The following is a 22,853-nucleotide window of genomic DNA, read 5'->3' on the forward strand; positions in this document are numbered from 1 at the left end:
GCCCGGCGACCCCTTTCCGGAAGCCGTCCGGGCTCAGCGGCGGCCGATCTCGCCCTGGCCGACGGAGAAGATGGGCATCTGGAGGCCGAAGAGCGCGTAGTTTCCCTGGCCGTTGGCGTTCCCGTTCCCGTTCCTTCCTCCGTTGTGCCCCCCGAAGAGGGGGTCGAGGGGCCCGTCGTGGGCACTGGCGGGGCCTGCGAGGACAGTGAGGAGCGCGGCTGCTCCGAGGAGGACGGCGGCGATACGGCGACGCATGAACGTCCTTTCCGTACGGGGACATCGGGTCGGCCAGACCCTGCCCGGCACTGCCGGGGCGCATGCGACGGGTCCCTCGTGTGGGGGGCGATGTAACGATCCGCCGCCTCTGCGTTCGGAGTTGGGCGCGGCGGTTCCACGCGTCACGCGGTCCGGGCCATGCGTCACGCGGTCCGGGCCACGCGTCACGCGGTCCGGGACCGCACCCGTTCCGCCGCCTCCGCCGCTCCCGTCAGCCACGCCTCGGCGTCGGCGGTCAACAGGGCTTCCTCCGGGGGCATTTCGCCGCCGCGCTCCGTCACGTACCGCAGCGGGGGTGAGCTCCCCGCGGCGCAGCCGGGCAGGGTGTCGGCCGCCTCCCACCGCCCCTCCCGGACCGCCGCCGCCGAGCGCAGGTACGCGCGGGCGACGTCGTCGGCGAGGACCGTCAGCCGGCCGGCGGCCCCGGCGGGGAGCGGGGCCGCGGTGCCCGAACCGTGCCGGTGCACCATCACCTCGCCTCCGTGGAGCGCCTGGTAGGACGCCGCCAGGGCGTCGCCCCAGACCGGTTCCGGGGCGCGCCCGGGACGGTGCTCCGTGCGGTACTGGCAGTAGGTGGCCTCGGCCCGCAGCACCGCGGCGCGGGCCGGTGCCAGGCTCACGGGGCCGCCGCCGGTGCACAGCAGGGCGGTCACGGACCGGCACAGGGCGGCCGACTCGGTCAGGACGTCGGCGACCGCGTTCCGCAGCTGCCCGTGCCCGCCGCGCGGCCAGGCGAGCAGCCCGGCCAGCGCCCCGGTGGAGCCGCCGATCACGACGTCGAGGAGCCGTACGCCCGGGAGGTGCCAGTCGGGCACCGAGAGCTGGGTGAAGATCAGGAGGAAGGTCAGGGTCATCGCCGCCTGCATCCAGGCCGGGCCCAGCACCGGGCCGATGCCGAACCCCACCAGCGCGGCCACCGGCAGCAGCACCCCGTACCAGACGGGCCGGTCGCCGATGCCGTAGAGCAGGGCGGCGGCGAGCGCGGCGCCGGCGGCCGTGCCGAGGAAGGCGGGGACGAGGGCGCTGCGGGTGTCCGCCGCCGAGGTGCGCATGAAGCTGAGCGTCGCCAGCAGCACCCAGAACCCGTGGGAGAGGCCGAGCGCCCCGGCCAGCAGCCGGGCGGCCGCCAGCGCCACGGCGGTCCGCACGGCGTTCTGCAACAGGACCGATTCCGGGGTGAGATGGACGCGCAGCCGACGCCACCAGCGGAGGCGGACGGGCAGGAAGGCGTAGCCGAAGGGTTCGGACACCGGCGGCACGGGCCGGGCTCCCAGCGCGATCCGGGCCGATTCGGCGGCGAACCGGGCCCCGTCGGCGGACGCCCTGACGAGGGCGTCCTGGCGCAGTCCGGCGACGGAGACCCGGTCCAGCATCCGGGCCCGGGCCCCGTCGAACGTGCCGAGCGCGGTGGCCAGTTCACCGGGCGGCGGGGGCCCCGGCGGACCGGCGCGCAGCGCGGCGGCGGCCGGGCGCAGGGCCGCGGCGACCCGGCGCAGGAGCGCGGCCGACGCGGGGTGGGGGACGTCCTGGCAGGCGGAGATCCGGTCGAGCTGGTCGCGCGTGTAGCGCAGGGCGGCGTGGGTGTGGTTGAGGGCCCGGTCGGGCACGGACGGCGAGGTGGGGCGTTCGGCCGCCGGTACCCGGGAGAGCCGTGCGGCCTCCAGGGCGCGGTCGGCCGACCCTTGGAGGCCCGCCAGTCCGGTGCCGGCGGCGAGCGCCCCGGCGGTCCGCTCCGCGTGGCCCGCCACGGCGTCGGCCGCGTCGGCGAGGACGGCCCGGTAGGGCACGGGCGTCGGGTCGGGCCATACGAGGCGTTCGGCCAGGACGGTGCAGAGGATGCCGACGGTCAGGCCGGTGAGCCGGGCGCCGAGCGTCTGCGGGGCGTAGGGCGGGAAGCACGGCAGCACGTAGTAGAGCTGGAAGGCGATGGAGAGGGCGGCGGCGCGGGGGCCGCAGGCCGCGCAGAAGGAGACCAGGAAGCCCACGGCGAGCATGCCGCAGGCCGCCGCCCAGGAGCGCACCGCGAGCAGGGTGCCGGCCGTGACCAGCAGCCAGCCGACGGGCAGGGCCGTCAGCAGCGTTCTGGTGCGCCGCCGGGGCGGGCCGGGCACGCGGCAGAAGAGGACCAGCGGGAGCGTCCCGAAGATCGCGTAGAGGGCTTCCACCGGCCGGTGGAAGCCGTACAGCAGGACGGCGAAGGGCAGGCACCCGGCCAGCACGGTCCAGACCGCGCGCCGCAGGGCGGGCGGCCCGTCCTCGTGCCGCGGCAGCCGGCGGATCATGGTGGATCCACCCTTGGGCGCCCCGGCCCCGGGCGCAACCGGAAGGCCCACCGACCGGAAGAACCAGCACGGTGTCCACCGATCGGCCGAGGCCCTCCCCCGCCTCTCCAGCCGGATGAGGGATCCGCAGGTGGAGGGGGCTTCCTTAGCGTGGTGGGCACGGCCTCGCGCCAGCGGGCCGGACCCGAAGCGGAACGAGGAAGGGACCGGGAGATGAACCACTCCGTACAACGTGTCGTGGTGGGGGTCGACGGCTCCGCGGGCAGTCTCGTCGCACTCCGGCGGGCCGCGGCCGAGGCCCGTCGGCACGGCGCCGAGCTGCGTCCGGTCTTCATCTACTCCTCGCCCCAGGGCGACTACATCGACATGCTGTGGCCGCCGGACGAGCGGACCGCCCGGGAACTGGCCCACCAGGCCCGTGACGATCTGCACGAGGCGTGCGTGTGCGGCCTCGGCGGCGAACCGGACGGCCTGCGGTACTCGGAGGCCGTGGTGCGCGGGCAGACGGGGCCTGCGCTGGTGTCGAGCGCGGCCGAGGACGGCGACCTGCTCGTCGTCGGCGGCGGCTCGCACGGCGCGGTGCACCACTTCTTCACCGGTTCGGTGACCCGCTACTGCCTGCGGCACGCCCGGGGCCCCGTCCTGGTCGTCCCGCCGACCGGCGCACGCCACCGGGAGCCGGAGCAGGAGCGGGAGCGCGCCGCCACGGCCCGCCGGGACAGGTGATGCGCGGCGGTCGGCGGCACGGATGCGCTCTGCTGGTCCTGCTGCTGCCGGCCGTCGCCGGTCTGGCCGCGCTCCTGCTGAGCTTCGGCCGCCCGGGGCCCGCCCCGCCGTCCCCCGCCCCCTCGGGCCGACCGGGCGGACCGGACGCCTCGGCACCGGTACGGGTGACCGCGCCCGCCGTGGGGATCTCCGCGCGGGTGGTCCCCCTGGGCCTGGCGCCCGACGGGACCGTCGCCGTACCGCCGGTCGGGCCGGACGCGCCCGTCGGCTGGTACGAGGGCTCGCCCGTCCCCGGCGCCCCCGGCGCGTCCGTCCTCCTCGGGCACTCGACCGTCGGCCGGTACGGCGAGGGTGCGTTCTTCCGCCTCGGCGAACTGGGCCCCGGGCAACGGGTGTCGGTACGGCGGGCGGACGGCGGCACCGTCGCGTTCACCGTGCGGCGGGTGGCCGAGTACCCGAAGGCGGACTTCCCCGCGGGCGAGGTGTACGCGGGCGCCTCGGGACCGCCCCGGCTGCGCCTGGTCACCTGCGGGGGACCGCACGACCCGGCGGGCGGCTACCTCGACAACATCGTCGTCTACGCGGATCTGACCAGGGGCCGGTGAACGGGGGACGGCGAGCGGGGGACGGCCCGGCGGGGCCCGGTCGGGGGACACGCCCCGGCCCCGGTGGTCCCCCCACCGCCCGATCCCCGCCGGGCCGCCTCCCGGCCAGGCTGGGGCAAGACCACTCGAAACCCCTCGAAACCATCCGGAAGGACGTGGATCCCATGCGTCGCATCCTCTGCGCTGCCGGTTCCGCCGTCGTCCTCGGCGGAACCCTGGCGGCGGCCCCGGCGGCCCTGGCGGACCCGCCGCCCCAGCCGCCCCGCCCCACCCCCGTCGTGGGCGCCGCCACCATCGACATCAGCCCCCACGAGACCCGCACCGGACGGACGGTGTCGATCACCGGCGCCTGTGCCCCGTACCCCGGGGCGAGCGTCCGGTCGGTGTCCTCGGCCGCCGGGACGGTGAGCCTGACCGACATCCGCCCCGAGCACATCCGCGGCACCCTGCTCGTCACGGCCGGGGAGGGTACGTACCCGGTACGCCTGGTGTGCAGCAACGGCAGCGCGCAGACCCAGCTCAGGGTCGACGCCCCGGCGCCCGGACCGGCGCCCAAGCCGCAGCCGCGGCCCGCACACCACGGCGGGTCCCACCGCGGCCTCGCCCCGGTGAACCGGCAGACCACCGGCACCGGCACCAGCACCGGCACGGGCACGCAGTCCGGCACCGTTCCCCAAGGAGCCCCCCGCACCGGCGTGGCCGCCCCGGACAACGACGCCTGGGACACCGACCTGTTCCTGGCCGGCGTCGGCGTCGCCGTCGTCGCCGGGGCGATCGTCGTGACCGTCCGCCGCCCTTCCGGCCGGAGCGGCACCCGATGACGGCCCCCACCGCGGCCCGCCCGTTCCCGGAGCCCCGCACGGCCCCGGGAACGGCAACCGGCCGCGCCCGTCCGCCTGTTGACACCATCCGGACCCTGGCCGAGGTGTTCCTCGACGCCCCGGTGGGCCTCGCCGTCCTCGACGCCGACGGGGTCGAGTGGGCGGCGAACGCCCGCTGGGAGCAGCTCCTCGGCCGGCGCCGCGCCGAGGGCGCGACGGTCCCCTGGACGGACCGGCTGCCCGAGGCCGAACGCGAGCGCGCGGCCCGCGCGGTGGCCGAGGCGCTCGCCCTCCCCGGCCGGGACGCCGTGACGGCACGCCTGCCCCGGCTGCGCCTGGCCGTCCGCGCCCTCGGTACGCCCGGGCTGTGCGCGGCCACCGTCGAGCAGGACGACGGCACCCCCGACGAGGAGCACACCGAGCGGGACGCCCAGCTCCGGCTCGCGCTGGAGATGGCCGACCTGGCCGCCTGGAGCGTGGACGCGGAGACCCTGCGGCACCGCTGGTTCGCGGGCTCGGAGAAGCTCTACGGCATCACACCCGGCCCGATGGGCGAGGGCATCGTGGAGGTCATCGCCCCCGAGGACATGGAGGCGGCCACCACGGCCTTCCACCGCGCCCTCGACGGCGTCGAGCCCCTGGACATGCGCTTCCGGCTGGCCACCGGGGACCGGGCGGGCCGCTGGCTGCGGGTCAAGGCCCGGTCGCACACCGTCGGCACCCCGCCCCGCCGCACCCTGATCGGCATCACCCGCGACGTCACCGACGCCGTCCACCACCAGGACCGGCTCCGGGAGCGGGCCGACAACGCGGCGGACCGCGCCGACCGGATCCAGGACCTGGCCACCGCGCTGCTCTCCGCCACCACCACCGACGAGGTGGCCCGCGCCGTCGCCGACCACTTCTGCGACTCGACGGACGCGATCGGCGCGCTCGTCCTCGTCCCCGAGGAGGGCAGGCTGCGCACCGTCGCGGGCTCCGGCACCGGGGTGCGCATGGGCGAGCTCATCGACGGCACACCGCTGGACGAGGCCGGGATCCCGGCCCTCGTCATGCGGGAGGGCAAGGCGCTCTACGTCCGCTCCCGCGCCGAGGTGCTCGCGCTGTCCGGCGGCGACCCGCACGGATGGCTGTCCCGCACCCGGGCGCGCTCCTGGGCACTGCTCCCGCTGTCCCACGGGGCCCTGCTCTTCGGCTACGCCCGCGAACACGACTTCCCCGTCGCCGACCGCACCCTCCTCCTCGCCCTCGCCGGGCTCACCAGCCAGGCCATGGAGCGCTGCGGCCTGGTCCAGGCCCGCATCGACCTGGCCGGTGCCGTCCAACGCGCCCTTCTGCCCGAGGAGTTGCCCCGCCTGCCGGGGCTGCGGCTCGCCGCCCGCTACGCCCCGGCCCGCGACGGCGTCACCGTCGGCGGCGACTGGTACGACGCCACCCGACTCCCCGACGGCCGCTGCGCCCTGGTCATCGGCGACGTCGAGGGCCACGACGTGGAGTCCGCCGCGACGATGGGCCAAGTGCGCACCGCCGTACGCGCCTACGCCCGCACCCGCCTCGACCCCAGCGCGGTCCTGGCCCACGCCAACGCCCTGCTCTGCTCCCTCGACATGACCCTCTTCACCACCTGCACCTACGTGGTGGTCGACCGCGAGCACGGCGAACTGACGGCCGCGACGGCCGGCCATGTCCCGGCCCTCCTCGGCCGGTCCGACGGCACGACGCGCGTCCTCGCCCCGCCGCCGGGCCCGCCCCTCGGCGTCCTGCCGACGGCGACGTACCCGGCCGTGCGGCTGCCGCTCCACGGGGCGCGGTGGCTCGCGCTGCTCACGGACGGGCTCCTGGAGGGCCCGGACCTCGAACTCGACGCAGGAGTCGAGCGGTTGCGCCACTCCGTCCCCGCCGGTGCCGGTGACGACCCGGCCCGCCTGGCCGACGCCCTCCTGGAGGCCGCCGCCTCCACCGGCCACCGCGACGACGCGGCGGTCCTCACGGCCTGCTTCTGAGACCTGCTTCCGAGGAGCCCTCATGCCCCGCACCCACACCCGCGACGGCGTCGCCGCGCTCGCCGTCGTCGTTCTCGTCGTCCTGGAGGCGATCGCGCTGCGCCTGTCCCCGGCACGGGACTGGCCGCTGGTCACGGTGGTGCTGGTGGCGGCACTGGCCGGGGTGGCGATGGTGATCGCCCTGAGCAGCCGCCGGGGGCGGGGCTGAGGGACACTCGTCCCCCTTCACCCCCCGAACTGCCGCATCAACCGCACCCCTTGCCCCGCCGTCATATGCGGCAGATACGCCTTCCCGATCGCCCGGGTGATCGTCGCCAGTGCCGCCGGGTCCGGGTACACCATGTACATCGGCCGGTACTCCGGCTGGAACTTCGCCTTGAAGTTCAGCAACGAGCGGAATCCGTAGACCGGTTCGAGGACCTTGCCCGCGTAGTCCAGCATCCGCTGGAGCGCCGCCGGGGGCTCCCCCGTCGCCTTCCGGGCGAGGGGGGCGCCGGAGAGGCTCAGGAAGCGGGCGCCCTCCTCCTTGAAGCCGAGGGCCGCCGAGGCGATGAGGAACTCCATGGAGCCGCGGAAGCCGCTCGCCCGGCGGCGCATGAAGTCCAGGGTCCAGCCCACGGGTTGTCCCGCCTCGTACACCGGCATCCAGCTCGTGATGCCGTGGACGGTGCGGTCGGCGTCGACGGCGATGAGGCAGCGCACCGCCGGGTCGTCGAGCTCGTCGAGGCCGCCGAGGGTGAAGCCCATCTCGGGGAGGCCCTTGTCGGCGACCCATTCCTCGCTGATGCCGCGGATCTGGTCCGTCAGGGCGACGGGCGCGTCGCGGAAGGCCCACCACTCCGCCGAAATGCCCTCCTTTTTGGCCTTGTTGAGGGCGGTGCGCACGTCCTGCCACTTCTTGCCGGTGAAGGCGAGGTCGGGCAGGGGGACGACGGTGTCCTCGGCGACCTGCACCGAGCGCCAGCCCAGGGCCTCCGCCTCGGCCCGTGTCTCCTCGCCGACGCTGTAGAGGCAGGGCGTCCAGCCGTGTTCGTCGCAGAAGCGGGAGAAGCCGGCGACGGCCTCGGCGCGGGGTGCGGCGGCGCCGAAGGGGTCGGTGGTCGTCAGGGCGATGGTGGTGATGACGCGGTAGGCGACGGCGGCGCGGCCGCTCCCGTCGAACCAGTAGTAGTTGCCGTCCCAGGTGGTGATGAAGCCGAGACTGGAGGGGCTGCCCTCCGCCACGAGCAACTCCCGTGCGCGCACGGCCGCGTCGGCGTCGGTGTGCAGCCGTGGACGGCGGAGGGTGACGAGGAGGGCGATCAGCGTCACCAGCCAGAACAGCAGGCCGCAGTACTGGTGGAGCGCCTTGGCCGTCCCGCCCGCCGGCACCGGCCAGTCCGCGAAGTAGCCGAGGAACGCGGGCGGGAGGAACTCGGAGACCAGCCCGCCGAACAGCAGCCCGGCGCTCGCCGGGGGCGAGTACTGGTCGCGGACGGCCAGGCCGATGCCCACGTACGCGGCGCACGCCAGCAGCAGTGTCCCGCCGACGACCAGCGCCAGTTTCCGCGTCGCGGACCTCGGCAGCCGCAGGTCGAAGCGGGCGCGGGTGACCAGCAGGAGCACCAGGACCAGGAACGGGAGCAGCATCTGTTCGGCGAAGTACTGGATGTAGTCGGCGTGTTCGGCGGGCAGCGCGCCGTAGGAGGTGGGGTTGGCGAGGAAGTCGTGCAGCCAGTAGGCGAAGAGGGCCATCCAGGCCAGGTGCAGCAGCACCGCCAGTGCCCAGGCGAGGCGCCGGCCGCGGCGCAGTCCCTCGGCGAGGACGAGCAGGATGACGGGGACGAGGACGGACATGGCGACGGCGGGCGAGTCGTAGAAGTCCCGCAGGGCGTGGGCGGCGTCGCAGTCCAGGACGGACTGGGCGCACGCCTCCTTGATCTCGTCGGCGCCGGGCCGGGTGGAGACGTAGAGCTCGTTGAAGGTGCTGAACGGGCCGTAGGAGTCCTGGTAGAGGATGGCGACCATCGGCCCGACGGCGGAGGCGGCGACGACGAGGGCGACGAGCACCCGCGCCTCGGTGTGCGAGGCGTTGCGCGGCCACAGGGGTCCGCGCCGCCGGTGGAGGGCGGCGCCGATCGCGAGGCCGACGACCGCGCCGCCGAGGCGCAGGACGCCCTGGAGGTGGCCGACGTACAGCGACATGACGAGCGCGAAGGCGACGATCCCGAACCGGGTGCGGCGTCGCCACAGCGCGGTGAGCCGGTAGCTGAGGACGCCGCCGACGGCGAGGGCGCCGATGGTGGGGGTGACGGTGAGGTCCTCGGTGAGGCTGGCGAGCCACTGTTCCCCGGCGGCGGAGCCGAGTTCGACCATGCCGATGCCGAGGAGGGTGCCGAGGATCTGCCCGCCGAGCAGGGTGGCGGCGGTGCGGGCGACGCCCAGGCGCCGCTCGGCGGGGGTGACGAGCAGCAGGACGAGGACGGTGGCCACGAGGTAGCCGCCGAGGCCGGGGCACCACAGCAGGGAGCTGGCGGGGGTCCACCAGCGGCCCTCGGTGAGCGCGGGGACGCCGGCGCCGACGTTCTCCATCCGGTGCCTGCTCGGGCCGGAGCCCAGGGAGTGGGTGACGGCGCCGACGATCCACAGGACGGCGAGGAAGGCGAGGGTGAAGGGGGCGTGGCGGACGGGGGCGAGGAGGCGGTCGAGGGTGATCCGCCAGCGGTGGCGGCGGTCGCCGACGGCGGGCGCGGGCGCGGGTGCGGGTGCGGGTGCGGCGCTCATGGGATCATTCCCGTCTGCCGGGCGATCCAGGGGAGTTGCCGCTCCAGCCCGGGCCGCCAGACCTGCCAGCTGTGGCCGCCGGGGAGTTCGACCCACTCGGCCTTCATCCCCGCCGCGACGGCGGCCTCGTAGACCTTGCGCTGCTGCGGCCCGTAGGTGCTGTCGGAGCGTCCGGCGATGAACGCGGCGCGGGTGTCGGGGAAGCGTTCGCGGGCCATGACGTCGAGGGGGTTGACGCGTTCGAAGGCCGCCGCGTCGCCGCCGAAGGCCTTGTCGATCGTCTTCTTGCGGCTGCCCAGCGTCGGGGCCTCCTGCCCGGAGATGTCGTTGATGACGCCGTACACCTGTGGCGCGTTGACGCCGAGCTGGAGGGAGCAGGTGCCGCCGAAGGAGATGCCGGAGATCACCCAGGAGGTGCGGGGGGCGGCGACCTGGAGGTGGGCGCGGATCCAGTCGGGGACGTCGGTGGCGAGGTAGGTCTGGACGTTGCCCAGCCGGGAGTCCATGCAGAGGGTGTTGGCGAACTGCGAGCCGAGGGGGTCGGCGACGACGACCACGGGGGCGAGTCCGCGGTGGGCGGCGGCGAAGGTGTTCATCATGTCCACCAGGCGGCCGGAGTTGATCCAGTCGTCGGGGGAGCCGGGCTGTCCGGCCATGAGGACGATCACGGGGAGCAGGGGGCGCGGGGTGGTCCGGTAGGCGGGCGGCAGGTAGACGTACGCGTCGCGGGCGCGGAAGCCCGATCTCGTCCCGGGGATCGCCGACCGGGAGAGGGTGCCGTCCTTCGGCAGGTCCGGGGGCGGGCGCCAGACGTCGGAGAGGGCCTTGCCGGGCGGTACGGCGAGTGTGGGACCGGCCGTCCCGGTCGCGTCGCTGAGCTTGGTGGTCTTGGTGAGCCAGGTGTTGAGGGCGGAACGGGCCGTCGGGTACTGGTCGAAGTGGCGGTTGATCTGCGAGGCGCCGAGGAGGACGACGAGCAGTCCGCAGAGCACGGCCCCGGCCCAGTACCGGGGCCGCAGCAGCGGGATCCGGAAGAGGGCGAGGCAGACGCCGAGGACGGCGACGCCGGTCCACAGGACGACGTCCGCGGGGAGGGGGTCGGGGAAGGGCTGGAGCCAGTCGTCCACGGCCCACCGCAGGGCCAGCGTGACCAGCACGGCGAGGAGTACGGCGGCGGGTGCCCAGCGGGTCCACCACCGGCGCCGGCGGGAGAGGAGGAGCGCCGCCAGGGCGGCGAGGCCCAGGACGATCAGGACGACCGGTATCCATCCGGTCACCAGGGACCAGTCCAGGGGGCCCGCCGCGATCACCGTGTACGTGATCACCATGTCAAGCAAAATGCTACGGACCCGGGCACGACCGGCAACTCGGCCGCCGCGGTCCCACGTCCCCGGCCTCCCCCGGCCCGGCCGAAAACGGCCGTTCCCATCGGTCGGGATCATGCCGGAACCCTTTCGTCCGGCCGCGTTCCCGACAGAATCTCGGGCATCGCACGAACCGCACGAACCACAGGGAAACAGGGATCCTGGAGACCAGGGGGGAACGAACCATGCGACGCAACGGAATGAGCCGCAGAGGCGTGTTACGCGCGGGACTGGGCATCGGTGGCGCGGCCTGGGCGGCGGGCGCGCTGCCGGGCCTGCCGGCGGCGGTGTCGAAGCCGCTGGGGATCGAGCAGGCCGCCTGGGCGGCGCCCGCCGTCAAGCAGGGCGTCTTCCCCGACTGGGCCCGCTTCGCCCGCATCGCGGACGGCACCTTCGACGAGGACGCCGACGCCGCGCAGATGAAGCCGGTGATCAACACCCTCAAGGCGCAGAACGTCAGCGTGATCGAGCTCGACACCGTCCTGTCGAACTGGCTGACCCAGGCCGACTTCGACGACCACATGAAAAGGGTCAAGAACTTCACGGGCCTCGCGCACGCGGCCGGGATCCGCGTCGTCATGTACTACCCGTCCCTCGAACTCATCAGCGTCGGCGGCGAGAAGGGACGGTCCTTCTACAAGGACGACAACGGCAAGGCCTGGGTGCAGCGTTCCCTCGACGGCCAGGACAACGTCTTCTACGGCAGCCTCGTCGTCTGGGTCGACCCCGGCGACGAGAGCTGCTGGCTCAGCCCCAACTCCCCCTGGCGGGACTACTACCTCGCCCGCATCAAGTCCCTCGCCGCCACCGGCGTGGACGCCATCTGGCCGGACGTCCCCATCTACTTCGACGGCAAGGCCAGTTGGTGCGACGCCTCGGTATGGGCGGCGAACGCCTTCAAGGCCGACACCGGGCTCCCGCTGCCGAAGAAGGCGGACTTCGGCGACCCGACCTTCCGCCGCTTCGTCGAGTGGCGCCACCGCAACCTCCACCAGTGGCAGCTCGACATCGCCGCCACCGGCAAGTCCGTCAACAAGGATCTGGTCACGTTCGTCGAGACCGTGAGCATGGACTACCAGTACGCCACGTCCATCGGCCTCGACGGCGCCTATCTGCGCAACGTCGAGGGCGTCAGCCACGCCTGGGAAGTCGACATCCTCGGCAACTACGACGGCATGCGGCACGCCACCGCCTCCGACTGGACCTGCCTCATCTCCATGTACAAATACGCCCGGGCCGCCAGCGGCACCAAGCCCGCCTGGGCGTTCTCCTACGGCTGGAAGGCGGACGACGCCTCGCTGGTGATGGCCCAACTGCTGGCCGCGGGCTGCAACCCCTACGAGGTGAAGAGCCCGTTCAAGAACGCCACGACCGACGCCAAGATGCGCACCCGCATGTACGGCTTCGTCGCCGCCCACCAGGAGAAGCTCTTCAACTCCTCCCCCGCCGCCGAGGTCGCCGTCTACCACTCCAGCGCCTCGCGCGACTTCGTCAGCCCCCAGGCCGGCACCGGCATGTACGTCAACAACAAGAAGCCGTCCGGGGTCAAGGAGTGGTGGAGCGAGAGCACCCCCGAGGACAGCTGCGCCACGATGCCCTGGCTGGGCGAGTTCCGGGGCACGGTGAAGGCGCTGGTGTACGGGCACGTCCCGTTCAACACCGTGGTCAGCATCGGACTTTCGGCCGCCGACCTCGCCCCGTACAAGGTCGTGATGCTCCCCAACCTCCAGGCGGTCTCGGACGCCGAGGCGGAGGTGCTGCGGGGGTACGTGGCGGGCGGCGGCACGGTCGTCGTCACCGGGCCCGCGCCGACGGGCCTGGACGAACTCGGCGCCGCTCGTGCCGAGTTCGCCCTCGCCGACGTCCTCGGCTTCCGCAGGAAGGACCCCGTCCCGGCGACCTCCCAGAACCGCTTCGGCGCGGGCACCTGCTGGTACTTCAAGGACCTCCTCGGCAAGACCTTCCTCACCGCCACGGGCCAGGCGGACGCGACCCAACTCCTCGCACCCGTACGACAGGCGGCCCCGCCTGCGGTCACCCTGTCGTCCGGCGACCGCCGCATCTACCTGGAGGCGGGCCGCCTCGGCAACGACACGGTCGTCCAGCTGGTCAACTTCACCGGCTTCGGCGACAAGCCGGCCGCGTTCGCGACGACTCCCGCGGCGTGTTCGGTCTCGGTGACCGTCCCCGACGGCAAGCGCGTCACGGCCGCGGCGGTCGCCTCCCCGGACGCGGCATCCCCGGCGCCCCAGCCGGTGACGTGGACGACGGCGGGGACGACGGCGACGATCGCGGTGACGGTGGCGCAGTACGCGGTGCTGACGGTCACGGTGGAGTAGGGCCTCGGGCGCGGGTCAGGGGGCGGGGATCCCCCCGTCCCCTGACCGCGCCGAACCCAGGTACTGCACCGCTGCCTGCGCCGGCGCAACGCCAACGCCCGCAGCCCCGGAGCGCCGGAGCGCCGGAGCGCCGAAAGGGACAAGTTCACAAGAAGGACGACTCAGGAGGCGGACGGCCCGATCTCCCCCGCAAAGACGATGACCTGGTCGATGAGGCTCCGCCGCAGATGGACGACGTCCGTTCCCGCCAGACGAGGGCCTCCGTCCGGCGTGGTGAAGACCCACCGGTACCGGGCCCACTCGTCGGGCATGTCCACCGCCGAGCAGCGCACCATCGTGCCGGTCCCCGCCGGGTGGCGCCGGATGTCCAGCACGAACCGCTCGACCGCCGCGATTCCTTCGATGCGACCCAACGGCCCCCAGAAGACCACGTCCGAGGTCAGGGCCTGGGAGAGCAGGGCAGTCACATAGCTGTCGTCCGAGGCGTTGAACGCGGAGATGAACGTGTCGATCGCGGAGCGTGCCGTCTCTTCCTCCATGCCCCAGTAATACCAGCCGTTGCGCGTACGCTCGTCCCGCGGGCCGCCTTCCGGTCACGGTGGACCCTCCCGGTCACAGCACTAGACGGCCACGAAGCGGCGGTCACCATCCCCCACGACGACGCGCCCGAAGCGCATGCCCGGGAAGTGCGCGGCCACCAGCAGATCGTCCGTGTCCGCCGCCTGGTCCGCAATCCGGTTGCGCACCGCCGAGGCGGCGGCAGGGTCGACGTCCCAGATCACCTCCCAATCCCGTTCGCCGAACTGGACGACGGAGTGCACCACGTCCCCCAGCAGGACGGCCCGACGGCCACCGGACGAGACCACGTACACCGTGGAGCCGGGGGTATGGCCCGGCACGTGGCGCGCATCGACACCGGGCGCCACCGTGAAGTCCTCGTCGAACAGCTCCAGTCGCGTGCCGAGCGGAGTGAGCTTGTCGACCGCGCTCGGCTGTGCGCCGTCGCCGGTGACGAAGTACTCCCAATCGGCCCGGTGCGCACGGTAGGTCGCCCGGGGGAACACGGGCACGCCGTTGTGCGTGACCCAGCCGATGTGGTCGAAGTGCAGATGGGTGAGGACGACATCCGTCACATCCGCCGGGGTGATTCCGTAGTCGGCCAGGGAGGAGAGCAGGTCCCCTCCCACGTACCGGCCGTCGTCGAACGCGCCCACACCGGTGTCGACGAGTACGGTCCGCTCTCCGGTGCGGACGCAGAAGCCGCCGAGCGGGAGACGCAAGGTGCCGTCCGCTTCCAGATGTTCGGCGTGGCAGGCCCACGGATCCTCCACGCCGGGACGGGACAGGATGTCCGCCCCGATCTCGACCCCCACCCCGTCCCACACCGGCAGAACCTGTATGTCACCGATCTTCACGCGCACTCTCCCCTGTCGGGCAACCGCCTGATGGCAACCGGCTGCAACCGCCCGGGGCGCCAGATCATTCCGGAACGCTCAGCGCTCGATCCGAGCCTCTTCGGCATTGGGCTCGGCCCTGCCCGCCGCTGCCCGTTGGCGTCCTGCACGGCTCCTCGACCGCCCGGACGGGCGGTCCCGGCCGCGCAGGGCAGCCCCGGGGCTCCGGGGCGGCCCCGACGGGTTCCCACCGGCCGTCCCTGCCGCGGCGGGAGCTGCGGGCCCCCAACTCCCGGAGCCGGTCCGGGAACTTCGTCTGCTTGAAGTCCCTCGTGTCGACGACGGTGCCGAAGCCCAGAAGCCGGGTCGGGGTGCCGGGCGGCGATGCGGACGGGCCGCTCCGTGACGGGGCGGTGCCCGCCTCCCCGCAGCCGGGGAGAGGCGGGCATCGCGCCGGGCGCGAGGGCTAGGGGGTGTCTGACGGATCAGTGCGGGCCCTGCGGCGTCTGGCGCGGTGCATCGCAAGGCGGAGCATCACCCGCGTACCGGGCGTACTCGGGTGATGCGACAACGCGGCGAGGTGCCGTGCCAGGCGTCGCAGGGCCTGTGCTGATCCGTCAGACACCCCCTAGCGCAGGCTCATGCCGAAGTCCTGGTTGCTGAAGGCTACCGGGGCCGGGCCGCACTCCCAGAGGCCGACCGGAGTGCCGTTGTCCGTGCGTCCGTCGAGCGCGTCCCAGCACATGTTCTTGCCGTTGGCGGCCTTCTGCTGGCTGACGATCTGGCCGCTGGTCCACGCCCACTTCTGGTTCTTTCCGCCATTGCAGTCCCACATCTGAAGGTGGGCGCCATTTTGGAAGTTGTTCCCCGGGGCATCGATACACATCGTGCCGTCAGCATTCTTGAGCTCGCCCGTCGAGTTGTCCAGCTGCCACTTCTGGGCGTCCGTTTTGTTGCAGTCATGGAACGTGACCGGCGCGCCGCGATACGCGTTGCTCCCGGGAACGTCAACGCATTTGTACGCGCCCATTTTCACGATCGTCACGGACGCGGTGGCGGCGGACGCGCTCGTGGCGGACAGTCCGATGGCGGCGAGGACGGTGACGCCGATCGTTGCTGCGGTCTTTGCGGCCATGGAGAGCTTCATGGGTTTCCTTTCGTTGGTCTGATCAGCCGTGCTCGCGGTCAGCAGTAGAGGTTGCCGCCCGTGCTGGTGCCGAGGATCTGGGCGAAGCGCTGGTAGCTGCTCACGCGGCTCTGTACCTGGTCGGGGTGGGCGCCGCCGCACTCGATGCCGTTGATGATGCGGACCGTCTCACCGAACCCGCGGCCGTTCACCATCACGTCGTGGGGGGTCGGGCCGTTCCACACCGCACCCTTGGAGGTGTGCCAGAACCACAACGCCACCTTCCAGGCGATGGCCGGGTTCTGCTCCACCAGCCACGGGTTGTGCAGCAGGTCGACGCCGATAGCGTTACCCGCATCCCGATAGTTGTAGTTCCACGACAGCTGCAAGGGTCCGCGCCCGTAGTAGGCGTCCTGGCCGGCCGGGCAGCCGCCCGCACTGTCCCACTGGCAATAGTGGGGGTAGTTCGCGGTGTTGATCTCCTTGATGTAGACCAGGCCGCCGGTCTCGTGGTTGACGTTGGCGAGGAACGCCGCGACTTCCTGCTTGCGGGTCTCGTCGCTGCCCGTTCCGGCGAACTGCGGGAACGCCTTGACGGCCTCGACGAAACCGGCATAGGTGTAGAAGGCGTTCCGGTTCGGGAACATCTGGTTGAACTGGGCCTCGCTGACCAGGTTGTTGCCCTGCTGTGCGCTGCCGTTGAAGTTCCACTTCTGGTTCGCGCCGCCCGAGCATGTCCACAGCTGCGTGTTGGTGCCGTTGCCCGAGTTCCAGCCGGCCACGTCCAGGCACTTGTTCGCGTTGTAGTTCACTACGTCGCGCGTGCCCGCGTTGTACGTCCAGCGCTGGGCGCCGGTGCCGTTGCAGTCCCACACCTGGACCTTCGTGCCGTCGGCGGTGCCGTTGGCGTTCGCGTCCAGGCACTTTCCGAGGACCTTGATCTGGTCGCCCTCGATACTCCAGTTCTGGTTCCCGCCCCCGTTGCAGTCCCATATCTGCACCGGGGTGCCATTGGCAGTGTTCCCGTTCGGCAGGTCCAGGCACTTGCCGTTCAGGCCTGTGAACGATCCGGAGGAGGCGGCATGCGCGACCGGGGCCGGGCCGGTCAGGACGATCCCGGCCAGGGAGAGGGCGGCCACCGGCAGCGCGGCGATACGTCTTGTCTTCATCAGGTGTGTGACTTCCATGCGTGGTGTGCGGGCGGTCGGACATGCGGGTGGGGCGGGGTGCTCGGCAGAGCGCTCCGCCCCGGCGTGACGGCTAGGAGGCGAGGTTCCACTTCTGGTTCGGCTTGCCGGTGCACGTCCACAACTGCGTCGGGGTGCCGTCGGCGGAGTTGTTGCCGGTGATGTCGAGGCACTTGTCGGCGTTGACGTTCACCACGTCGTGCGCCGCGTTGTAGGACCACTTCTGGGCGGCGGTGCCGTTGCAGTCCCACAGCTGCACTTTCGTGCCATCAGAGGTGCCGGCCGTGTTCGCGTCCAAGCACTTGCCGAGCGACTTGACGGTGCCGTCGTCGCCGATGGTCCACTTCTGGTTCCCGCCGCCGTTGCAGCCCCAGATCTGTACGGGGGTGCCGTTGCCGGTGTTGCCGCCGGGGACGTCCAGGCACTTGCCGTCCAGACCCTTCAGCGCGCCGCTGGGGCTGTTGGACGTAGTGACGCGGACGTGGTCGACGACCATGCGGGCCGGGAACTGCGTGGCACCGTTCGGGGAGCCCGGCCAGTTCCCGCCGACGGCGAGGTTCAGGATCAGGAAGAACGGCTTGCTGAACACCCACGGCTTCCCGCCGAGGTCGGCGGGGGTGCGGCGCTGATAAACGGTGCCGTCGACGGACCAGGTGATCGAGTCGGGGGCCCAGTCGACGGCGTAGGTGTGGAAGTCGTCGGACAGCTTCTGCCCACCCGGCAGGGTGTAGGTGCCGGTGATGCTGCTGCCGCCGGAGTAGCCGGGGCCGTGCAGGCTGCCGTGGACGGTGCCGGGCTCGAAGCCCACGTTCTCCATCACATCGAGCTCGCCGCTGTTCGGCCATGGGTTGGAGCCGATGTCGTTGCCGAGCATCCAGAACGCGGGCCACATGCCCTGACCGGCCGGGATCTTCATGCGGGCCTCGGCGCGCCCGTACTGGGCGGTGTAGCGGCCCGCGGTGTTCAACCTCGCGGAGGTGTACTCGCAACGCCCGTACCAGCACTGGTAGTTGCCGGGGTTCTCACGGCGGGCCTCGACGACGAGGTGGCCCTGGCCGTCGAGCTTGGCGTTGTTGTTGCCGGACGTGTAGTACTCCAGCTCGCTGTTGCCCCAGCCGCCGCTGCCGCCACCGACATCGTTCTGCCACTTCGAGGCGTTCGGCCCGGAACCTGCCGGGCCGTCGAACTCGTCGGCAAAGACGGCAGCGGCAACGGCCCGCGACCGGGGCTTGAAGTCGGTCGCGGCGTTCGCCGGTGTGGCGGCGGCGAGGGCCGCCAGGGCTGTGACGGCGAGCGCGGCGGCGCGCAGGGATGGGCGTATTCGCAAGTGCATGGCGATGCCTCGGTGCAGTAGTGAGGTGGATGGTGCGAGCGGCCGGGCTCATCATGTCCGTTCCCCTCCACGAAATGAAGATCGTTAACGCGATCGTGTTCCCGCACAGAGGCCCCGATCCAGCCCATCGCCGTCAAAAGTCGGGTATTCGCGTCATTCTCTGCGCGCAAAGAACCCGTGAAGGGCCCAACTCGACAGCTCGGCACCGGAATCGGGCATACCGTGCGTTGGTCCAGACCACACGCCCACCGCGCCCGATCCGGAACCCGTCAGGCCTACGCAGCACACCCGACTGCCCTGCACTGCCAGATGATCCGTTTCGGACATTCCTGTTCTGGGTGGGTCTTGTGGAGCTGCCATGACTTGTGACACTCATGTGCCCATTGCCCGATTCACCGCATCCCGTCCGGCATACGGCCGGACGCAGTGCGTGCGACCCCACCAGGAGATCCGTTTCCATGCGCATATCCCGTCGTACCGGCATAGCCGCCGGCGTCCTGACCGCCGCTCTGGCCGGCGTGACCCTGCCCGCCCCCTCCGCCTTCGCCGCCTCCAGCGGGGCGCTGACGGGTCTGGCGGGAAAGTGCCTCGATGTGCCGGGCGGGAACACGGCGAACGGCACTCGGGTAGGGATATGGAGCTGTAACGGCGGCGGCAATCAGACCTGGGCCATCGGCGACGACGGCACGATCCGGGCGCTCGGTAAATGCCTCGATGCGAACGGGGCCGGTACGGCGGACGGCACCCGGGTTCAGCTGTGGGACTGCAACGGGACTCCCGCCCAGCGCTGGACGTACAACGCGGGCACGCACGACGCGGTGAACCTGAATGCGAACAAATGCCTGGACGTGGCGGGTTGGAACTCGTCCGACGGCGCCACCACGCACCTGTGGACGTGCTCGGGTGGCGCGAACCAGAAGTGGAACCTGTCCTCGGGCCAGGACCAGGGCGGCCAGTGGCAGAACGGGAAGATGACCTACTACAACGACAAGGGCTACGGCGCCTGCGGCACCCAGATCGACGCCGGCTCCCAGGACCTCGTAGCGGTCTCCTCCGCCTGGTGGACGTCGGCGAACACCAACAACGACCCCCTGTGCTCCGGCGTGCAGGTGCAGGTCACCTACGGGGGCCGGACCATCACCGTCCCCGTCAAGGACAAGTGCCCCACCTGCGAGCCCGGCCACATCGACCTGTCCGAGTCCGCGTTCCGCAAGCTCGTCCCGCCCGGCACCGACATGGTTCCCGACGTCAGCTGGAAGTTCGTCCGCTGAACCGTACCGGCGCAAGGGCCCCGGTACAGCGTGGTCCGTGCCGGGGCCCTCACCGTGCCCCGGCGAGGAGCGCAATTCCCCCGCAGGGTCATACACGCGGCCAGTCCGAGGAGTGCCCGGCGCAGCAGGCCCGGCCGGCGGCCGACGAGGCGTAGCCGTGCGGGCCGCACCGACCCCGCCCGCGCCACGACGGCGGCCGAACCCCGCATCAGTGCCGCGGTCTTCGGCCTGCACTGGCCCGACCGCCTGGCCGAGGCGGCGCGGCGGATCACCGTACCGGTCGAGTTCGCGATGCAGTGGGACGACGAGCGCATCCCGCGCGCATCACGACCGCGACGGTCGTGGTGACGGTGACCGTGGAGTAGGGCCTCGGGGCCGGGGTCAGGGGGCGGGGATATCCCCGTCCCCTATCTGCGCCACGAAGGCGGCCCAGGCCGGGGCGGGGAAGGACAGGTGGGGCTTGTAGGGGGCCTTGCTGTCGCGGACGGGTACGACGCCGGGGAAGTCACCCGACACCTCGACGCAAGCCCTTTCAGCATTGCTGTAACTGGACTTGAACCAGCGTATGCGACCCTTGTCAATTTTCTGCATGATGCCCTGCCCATTCGATGATGAGGCGCCGCGACTCGCTCGCGTCCAGCGCCGAATTCCAGATACTCCCGAACACCGACTCGTATTGCTCCAACTCGACGGCTCTGTCCAGGTAGAGAGCACCCGTGAGCCCTTCGGCATACACGATGGGCGGCTCGACTTCTTTGCCGTCACTGGTCCGAGGGAACCTGAGAATTCCGAACGGCCCTGACAGAACGCCCAGATGGAGCCCCGTGTCGCTCGGCACCACTCTGACCGTGACGTTGGGCAAATCGGATGCCTCTGCCAAGTGATGCAGCTGTCCAGCCATCATGGTGCGCTCGCCGATGGGACGGCGCAACACCATTTCACCCAACACGACGCTGCATTCAACCGGGTTGGTGTACCTGGTCAGCAACCTCTGCCGCGCGACGCGAAGCTGCACTCTCCGCTCGATCTCGTCCGGTGCCTCATCAGGCAGGCCTGCCCGCATGATGGTGCGTGCATATTCCTCGGTCTGAAGCAGTCCCGGTACAAGTTCGCTCTCATACCAGTACAGCCTTTCAGTGGCCTCCTCCAGCCCGATGAACACGTCGAACCCATCGGGGAGGATGTCGCCGTACGCATGCCACCACCCCTTCGCCTTCGTCTCCTTGGCCAGCGCCTTCAGCGCCCGCATGACCTCGTCCGGAGCGCCGTACAGGCGGCACATGATCTCGACGTCGACGCTGCGCATCGACGTCTGCCCGGTCTCGATGCGCCAGATAGTCGCCTCCGCCCGCTCCAACTCCCGCGCGGCGGCACGCACCGTCAGCCCCGCCTGGTTGCGCAGATCGCGCAGGTACCGCCCGAGCTGCCGACGCGGCACGGTTGACCCCGTTGGCCCGTCCACCAAGGCCCGCCCCTTCCACTCACCTTCATATGAAGGACTTCCTTTCGGCGAAATGTAGGGCTCGGACCACCCGTCTCGCAACGGGCGTCAAATTGACGTGAGTTACACGATTAAGTCTTGCGACCACTGGCCCTGCACGGGCAATCTGAACGCCCCGACCCCCGCCACGTGCAACGGAACCCGGGAGGATCCGTCGTGAACACGCCTGCATTTTCGCCCACTTACCTGCCCGGAACTTGGCTGGTGGACATGAGAACGAACAAACTCGGTCGCTGCATGGACAAATGCGGCCCCCACATCCAACTCCGAGCACCACGAGGCGGTCGCGAATGGGACGCCCCTCCGAACGCCCTCCGCCCGGCCCACGCCGACGAGCTGCACCGCGAAGGGATCGCCTCATGCTGATCCCGCCACTGATGTCCAACCTCCCCGAGGTCATCCCGCTCCCCCACAGCAGCGGCCCACCCGCGATGCCGGCCCCGGCGAAGGACTGTCGCATCTGCCACCACCTGGACAAGGCCAGACGGGCAGCAAGACCGAACGAAGACCCGGCAAGGGCCCAGCGCCTCGGCGAGGCGTACATGAGCCACTGGCTCACCCGGCATGCGACCTCGAGGGGGCTACCGCCACAGCACCCGCAACCGTCAAGCTGACGGCTCAACCCCGGCGGTGGCCTCACCGGCGCTGCGCTGCAACTGCGCCTCGGCTCTCTCCGAGTCCGGGCAGTTCGGCGCCCTTTGGGCCCGCAAGACCTTCTCGCGCGGACGGACACCGGGGAAAACACCGGTACCCACCGACGCCCGCAATGTCGTCACCGCCGCCGCACCCTGCCCCCAGCGGACAGGGTCTGCACGGAGACCGCTCCCGCAAGGGGGGACGCTCCGCATGGAACCGGACGGGCTCCGCCTGGTGCACCTGGGTCACCCCGGTGCTGCTGACGGCCGCCGACTTCATCGCCCGGCGACAACCAGGGATCACCGCGTGCCCGCTTCGAGTTGATGGGGGGGCGGAGGTGATCGAGCAGTTGGGGCCGGCAGGCAGGCTGCCGGCCCCTGCCCGCTACACGAAGCTCCATTGCTGGTTGGCGCCGCCGGTGCAGTCCCACTGCTGAATGGTCGCCCAGCTCTCCTTGTTCCAACCCGCAACGTCCATACACTTGTTGCTGTTGACGTTCACCAACTCGAAGCGGCTGCCGCCCATGTCGACCAGACTCCACTGCTGGTTCGCGCCGCCATGACAGGTCCACTGCTGGACGACGGCCCAGTTCTCCTTGTTCCAGCCCGCGACGTCAGCACACTTGTTGCTGTTGGAGTTCACGAGCTCGAAGTGACCGCTGCCCACGTCGACCAGCGTCCAACGCTGGTTGGCGCCACCGGTGCAGTCCCACTGCTGCACACGCGCCCAGTCCTGGGTGTTCCAGCCCGCGACGTCCAGGCACTTGTTGCTGTTGGCGTTCACGACCTGGGCATTGGCAGTACCCAGGAGCCGCATCCCCTCCGATTCGGCGGACCCGGCAGTCCTCGTCGCCGAGTTCGGGGACACCAGCACACCGGCATGCGCAGGAGCCGACAGCGCCAGGGCGGCCACCGGCACGACGCCGACGGCGATCCGTCTCACCCGGCGCCGAGCGCGAGGGCCAGTGGCACGACGCGACTTCCCCTGTGCACGACGTAACTTCATGTGCTCCCCTTCTTGTTGCTGGTTGGCGCCGATGCTTGCATTGATCGCCCCGCTCGCCTATCCCCAGGTGTGACTTTCCAGGAGTCCGGCCAAGGTGAGCCGAAAAGGTGCCGTCGCGAAGCATGGCGAAGAGCACGTCGATGCGTCGCCGGGTGGGGCGGACCAGAGCGGCCGATGTGAGCTACGGCGGCGGTCAGGCGTCCGTTCGGCAAGCCCGGTCC

General features: G+C 71.6%; 19 protein-coding genes and 1 pseudogene. 8 read left to right on the forward strand and 12 right to left on the reverse strand.

Translation table 11 applies throughout. From position 1 onward, the window contains the following. Positions 1-33 precede the first annotated feature (33 nt). The gene (locus tag AB8735_RS06035) at positions 34-255 is read right to left on the reverse strand and encodes a hypothetical protein (protein WP_344022741.1); all 222 of its coding nucleotides are present in this window, start codon (positions 253-255) and stop codon (positions 34-36) included. A 185-nt stretch (positions 256-440) separates the two neighbouring features. Then, positions 441-2,558 (reverse strand): FUSC family protein, encoded by a 2,118-nt coding sequence (locus tag AB8735_RS06040; protein ID WP_372405834.1) that lies wholly within the window; start codon positions 2,556-2,558, stop codon positions 441-443. A gap of 213 nt (positions 2,559-2,771) precedes the next feature. Between AB8735_RS06040 and AB8735_RS06045 the strand changes: the two genes are divergently transcribed. From AB8735_RS06045 to AB8735_RS06065, 5 genes are all read left to right on the forward strand, one after another. Further along, on the forward strand, positions 2,772-3,284 hold the full coding sequence (locus AB8735_RS06045) for a universal stress protein (protein WP_372405836.1): 513 nt from the start codon (positions 2,772-2,774) through the stop codon (positions 3,282-3,284). Further along, a complete protein-coding gene (locus AB8735_RS06050; protein ID WP_372405839.1) occupies positions 3,284-3,889 on the forward strand; it encodes a sortase domain-bontaining protein in 606 nt (201 codons plus the stop codon). The genes AB8735_RS06045 and AB8735_RS06050 overlap by 1 nt, the downstream gene beginning before the upstream one ends. Before the next feature lie 164 nt (positions 3,890-4,053). After that, positions 4,054-4,710 carry a hypothetical protein gene (locus AB8735_RS06055; RefSeq protein ID WP_372405840.1) on the forward strand — a complete coding sequence of 219 codons (657 nt, stop codon included), beginning with the start codon at positions 4,054-4,056 and terminating at the stop codon, positions 4,708-4,710. After that, on the forward strand, positions 4,707-6,713 hold the full coding sequence (locus AB8735_RS06060) for a SpoIIE family protein phosphatase (RefSeq protein ID WP_372405841.1): 2,007 nt from the start codon (positions 4,707-4,709) through the stop codon (positions 6,711-6,713). Before AB8735_RS06055 ends, AB8735_RS06060 begins: the two co-directional genes overlap by 4 nt. A gap of 22 nt (positions 6,714-6,735) precedes the next feature. Beyond that, complete coding sequence (locus tag AB8735_RS06065) at positions 6,736-6,921, forward strand: hypothetical protein (RefSeq protein WP_372405843.1); 186 nt, start codon at positions 6,736-6,738, stop codon at positions 6,919-6,921. Positions 6,922-6,938: 17 nt separating this feature from the next. On the opposite strand, the gene AB8735_RS06070 is transcribed toward AB8735_RS06065, so the two are convergent. Continuing rightward, the gene (locus AB8735_RS06070; protein ID WP_372405845.1) at positions 6,939-9,476 is read right to left on the reverse strand and encodes a bifunctional lysylphosphatidylglycerol flippase/synthetase MprF; all 2,538 of its coding nucleotides are present in this window, start codon (positions 9,474-9,476) and stop codon (positions 6,939-6,941) included. Beyond that, positions 9,473-10,804, reverse strand: a complete 1,332-nt coding sequence (locus tag AB8735_RS06075) for an alpha/beta hydrolase (protein WP_372405847.1) — start codon at positions 10,802-10,804, stop codon at positions 9,473-9,475. Before AB8735_RS06075 ends, AB8735_RS06070 begins: the two co-directional genes overlap by 4 nt. 221 nt (positions 10,805-11,025) lie before the next feature. On the opposite strand from AB8735_RS06075, the gene AB8735_RS06080 reads away from it, so the two are divergent. Then, positions 11,026-13,179 (forward strand): beta-galactosidase trimerization domain-containing protein, encoded by a 2,154-nt coding sequence (locus AB8735_RS06080; RefSeq protein WP_372405850.1) that lies wholly within the window; start codon positions 11,026-11,028, stop codon positions 13,177-13,179. A 161-nt stretch (positions 13,180-13,340) separates the two neighbouring features. On the opposite strand, the gene AB8735_RS06085 is transcribed toward AB8735_RS06080, so the two are convergent. From AB8735_RS06085 to AB8735_RS06105, 5 genes are all read right to left on the reverse strand, one after another. Beyond that, a complete protein-coding gene (locus AB8735_RS06085; protein WP_344022721.1) occupies positions 13,341-13,718 on the reverse strand; it encodes a nuclear transport factor 2 family protein in 378 nt (125 codons plus the stop codon). An 81-nt stretch (positions 13,719-13,799) separates the two neighbouring features. Then, positions 13,800-14,594, reverse strand: coding sequence for an MBL fold metallo-hydrolase (locus tag AB8735_RS06090; protein WP_372405851.1), 795 nt, complete (start codon positions 14,592-14,594; stop codon positions 13,800-13,802). Positions 14,595-15,201: 607 nt separating this feature from the next. Further along, positions 15,202-15,720, reverse strand: coding sequence for a ricin-type beta-trefoil lectin domain protein (locus tag AB8735_RS06095; protein WP_372405853.1), 519 nt, complete (start codon positions 15,718-15,720; stop codon positions 15,202-15,204). A 38-nt stretch (positions 15,721-15,758) separates the two neighbouring features. After that, on the reverse strand, positions 15,759-16,868 hold the full coding sequence (locus AB8735_RS06100) for a glycoside hydrolase family 19 protein (protein ID WP_372405855.1): 1,110 nt from the start codon (positions 16,866-16,868) through the stop codon (positions 15,759-15,761). Positions 16,869-16,959: 91 nt separating this feature from the next. After that, positions 16,960-18,219, reverse strand: coding sequence for a ricin-type beta-trefoil lectin domain protein (locus tag AB8735_RS06105; protein ID WP_372405856.1), 1,260 nt, complete (start codon positions 18,217-18,219; stop codon positions 16,960-16,962). A gap of 458 nt (positions 18,220-18,677) precedes the next feature. Here AB8735_RS06105 and AB8735_RS06110 point away from each other — a divergent pair, with 458 nt between their 5' ends. Beyond that, positions 18,678-19,490, forward strand: a complete 813-nt coding sequence (locus AB8735_RS06110; protein ID WP_372405857.1) for a cysteine/serine endopeptidase inhibitor — start codon at positions 18,678-18,680, stop codon at positions 19,488-19,490. A gap of 192 nt (positions 19,491-19,682) precedes the next feature. Then, positions 19,683-19,811, forward strand: a pseudogene (locus AB8735_RS06115) (alpha/beta hydrolase); the annotation flags it as partial. Positions 19,812-19,871: 60 nt separating this feature from the next. Here the strand turns inward: AB8735_RS06115 and AB8735_RS06120 are convergent. The 3 genes from AB8735_RS06120 to AB8735_RS06130 form a co-directional block, all read right to left on the reverse strand. Continuing rightward, entirely contained in the window at positions 19,872-20,081 is a 210-nt protein-coding gene (locus tag AB8735_RS06120; RefSeq protein WP_372405859.1) for a DUF397 domain-containing protein, read from the reverse strand. Beyond that, positions 20,068-20,928, reverse strand: coding sequence for a helix-turn-helix domain-containing protein (locus AB8735_RS06125; protein WP_372405862.1), 861 nt, complete (start codon positions 20,926-20,928; stop codon positions 20,068-20,070). Before AB8735_RS06125 ends, AB8735_RS06120 begins: the two co-directional genes overlap by 14 nt. A gap of 1,083 nt (positions 20,929-22,011) precedes the next feature. Continuing rightward, positions 22,012-22,632, reverse strand: a complete 621-nt coding sequence (locus AB8735_RS06130; protein WP_372405864.1) for an RICIN domain-containing protein — start codon at positions 22,630-22,632, stop codon at positions 22,012-22,014. Between the last annotated feature and the right edge of the window lie 221 nt (positions 22,633-22,853).

It is taken from the genome of Streptomyces luteireticuli (assembly GCF_041519305.1).
Lineage (GTDB): Bacteria > Actinomycetota > Actinomycetes > Streptomycetales > Streptomycetaceae > Streptomyces > Streptomyces luteireticuli.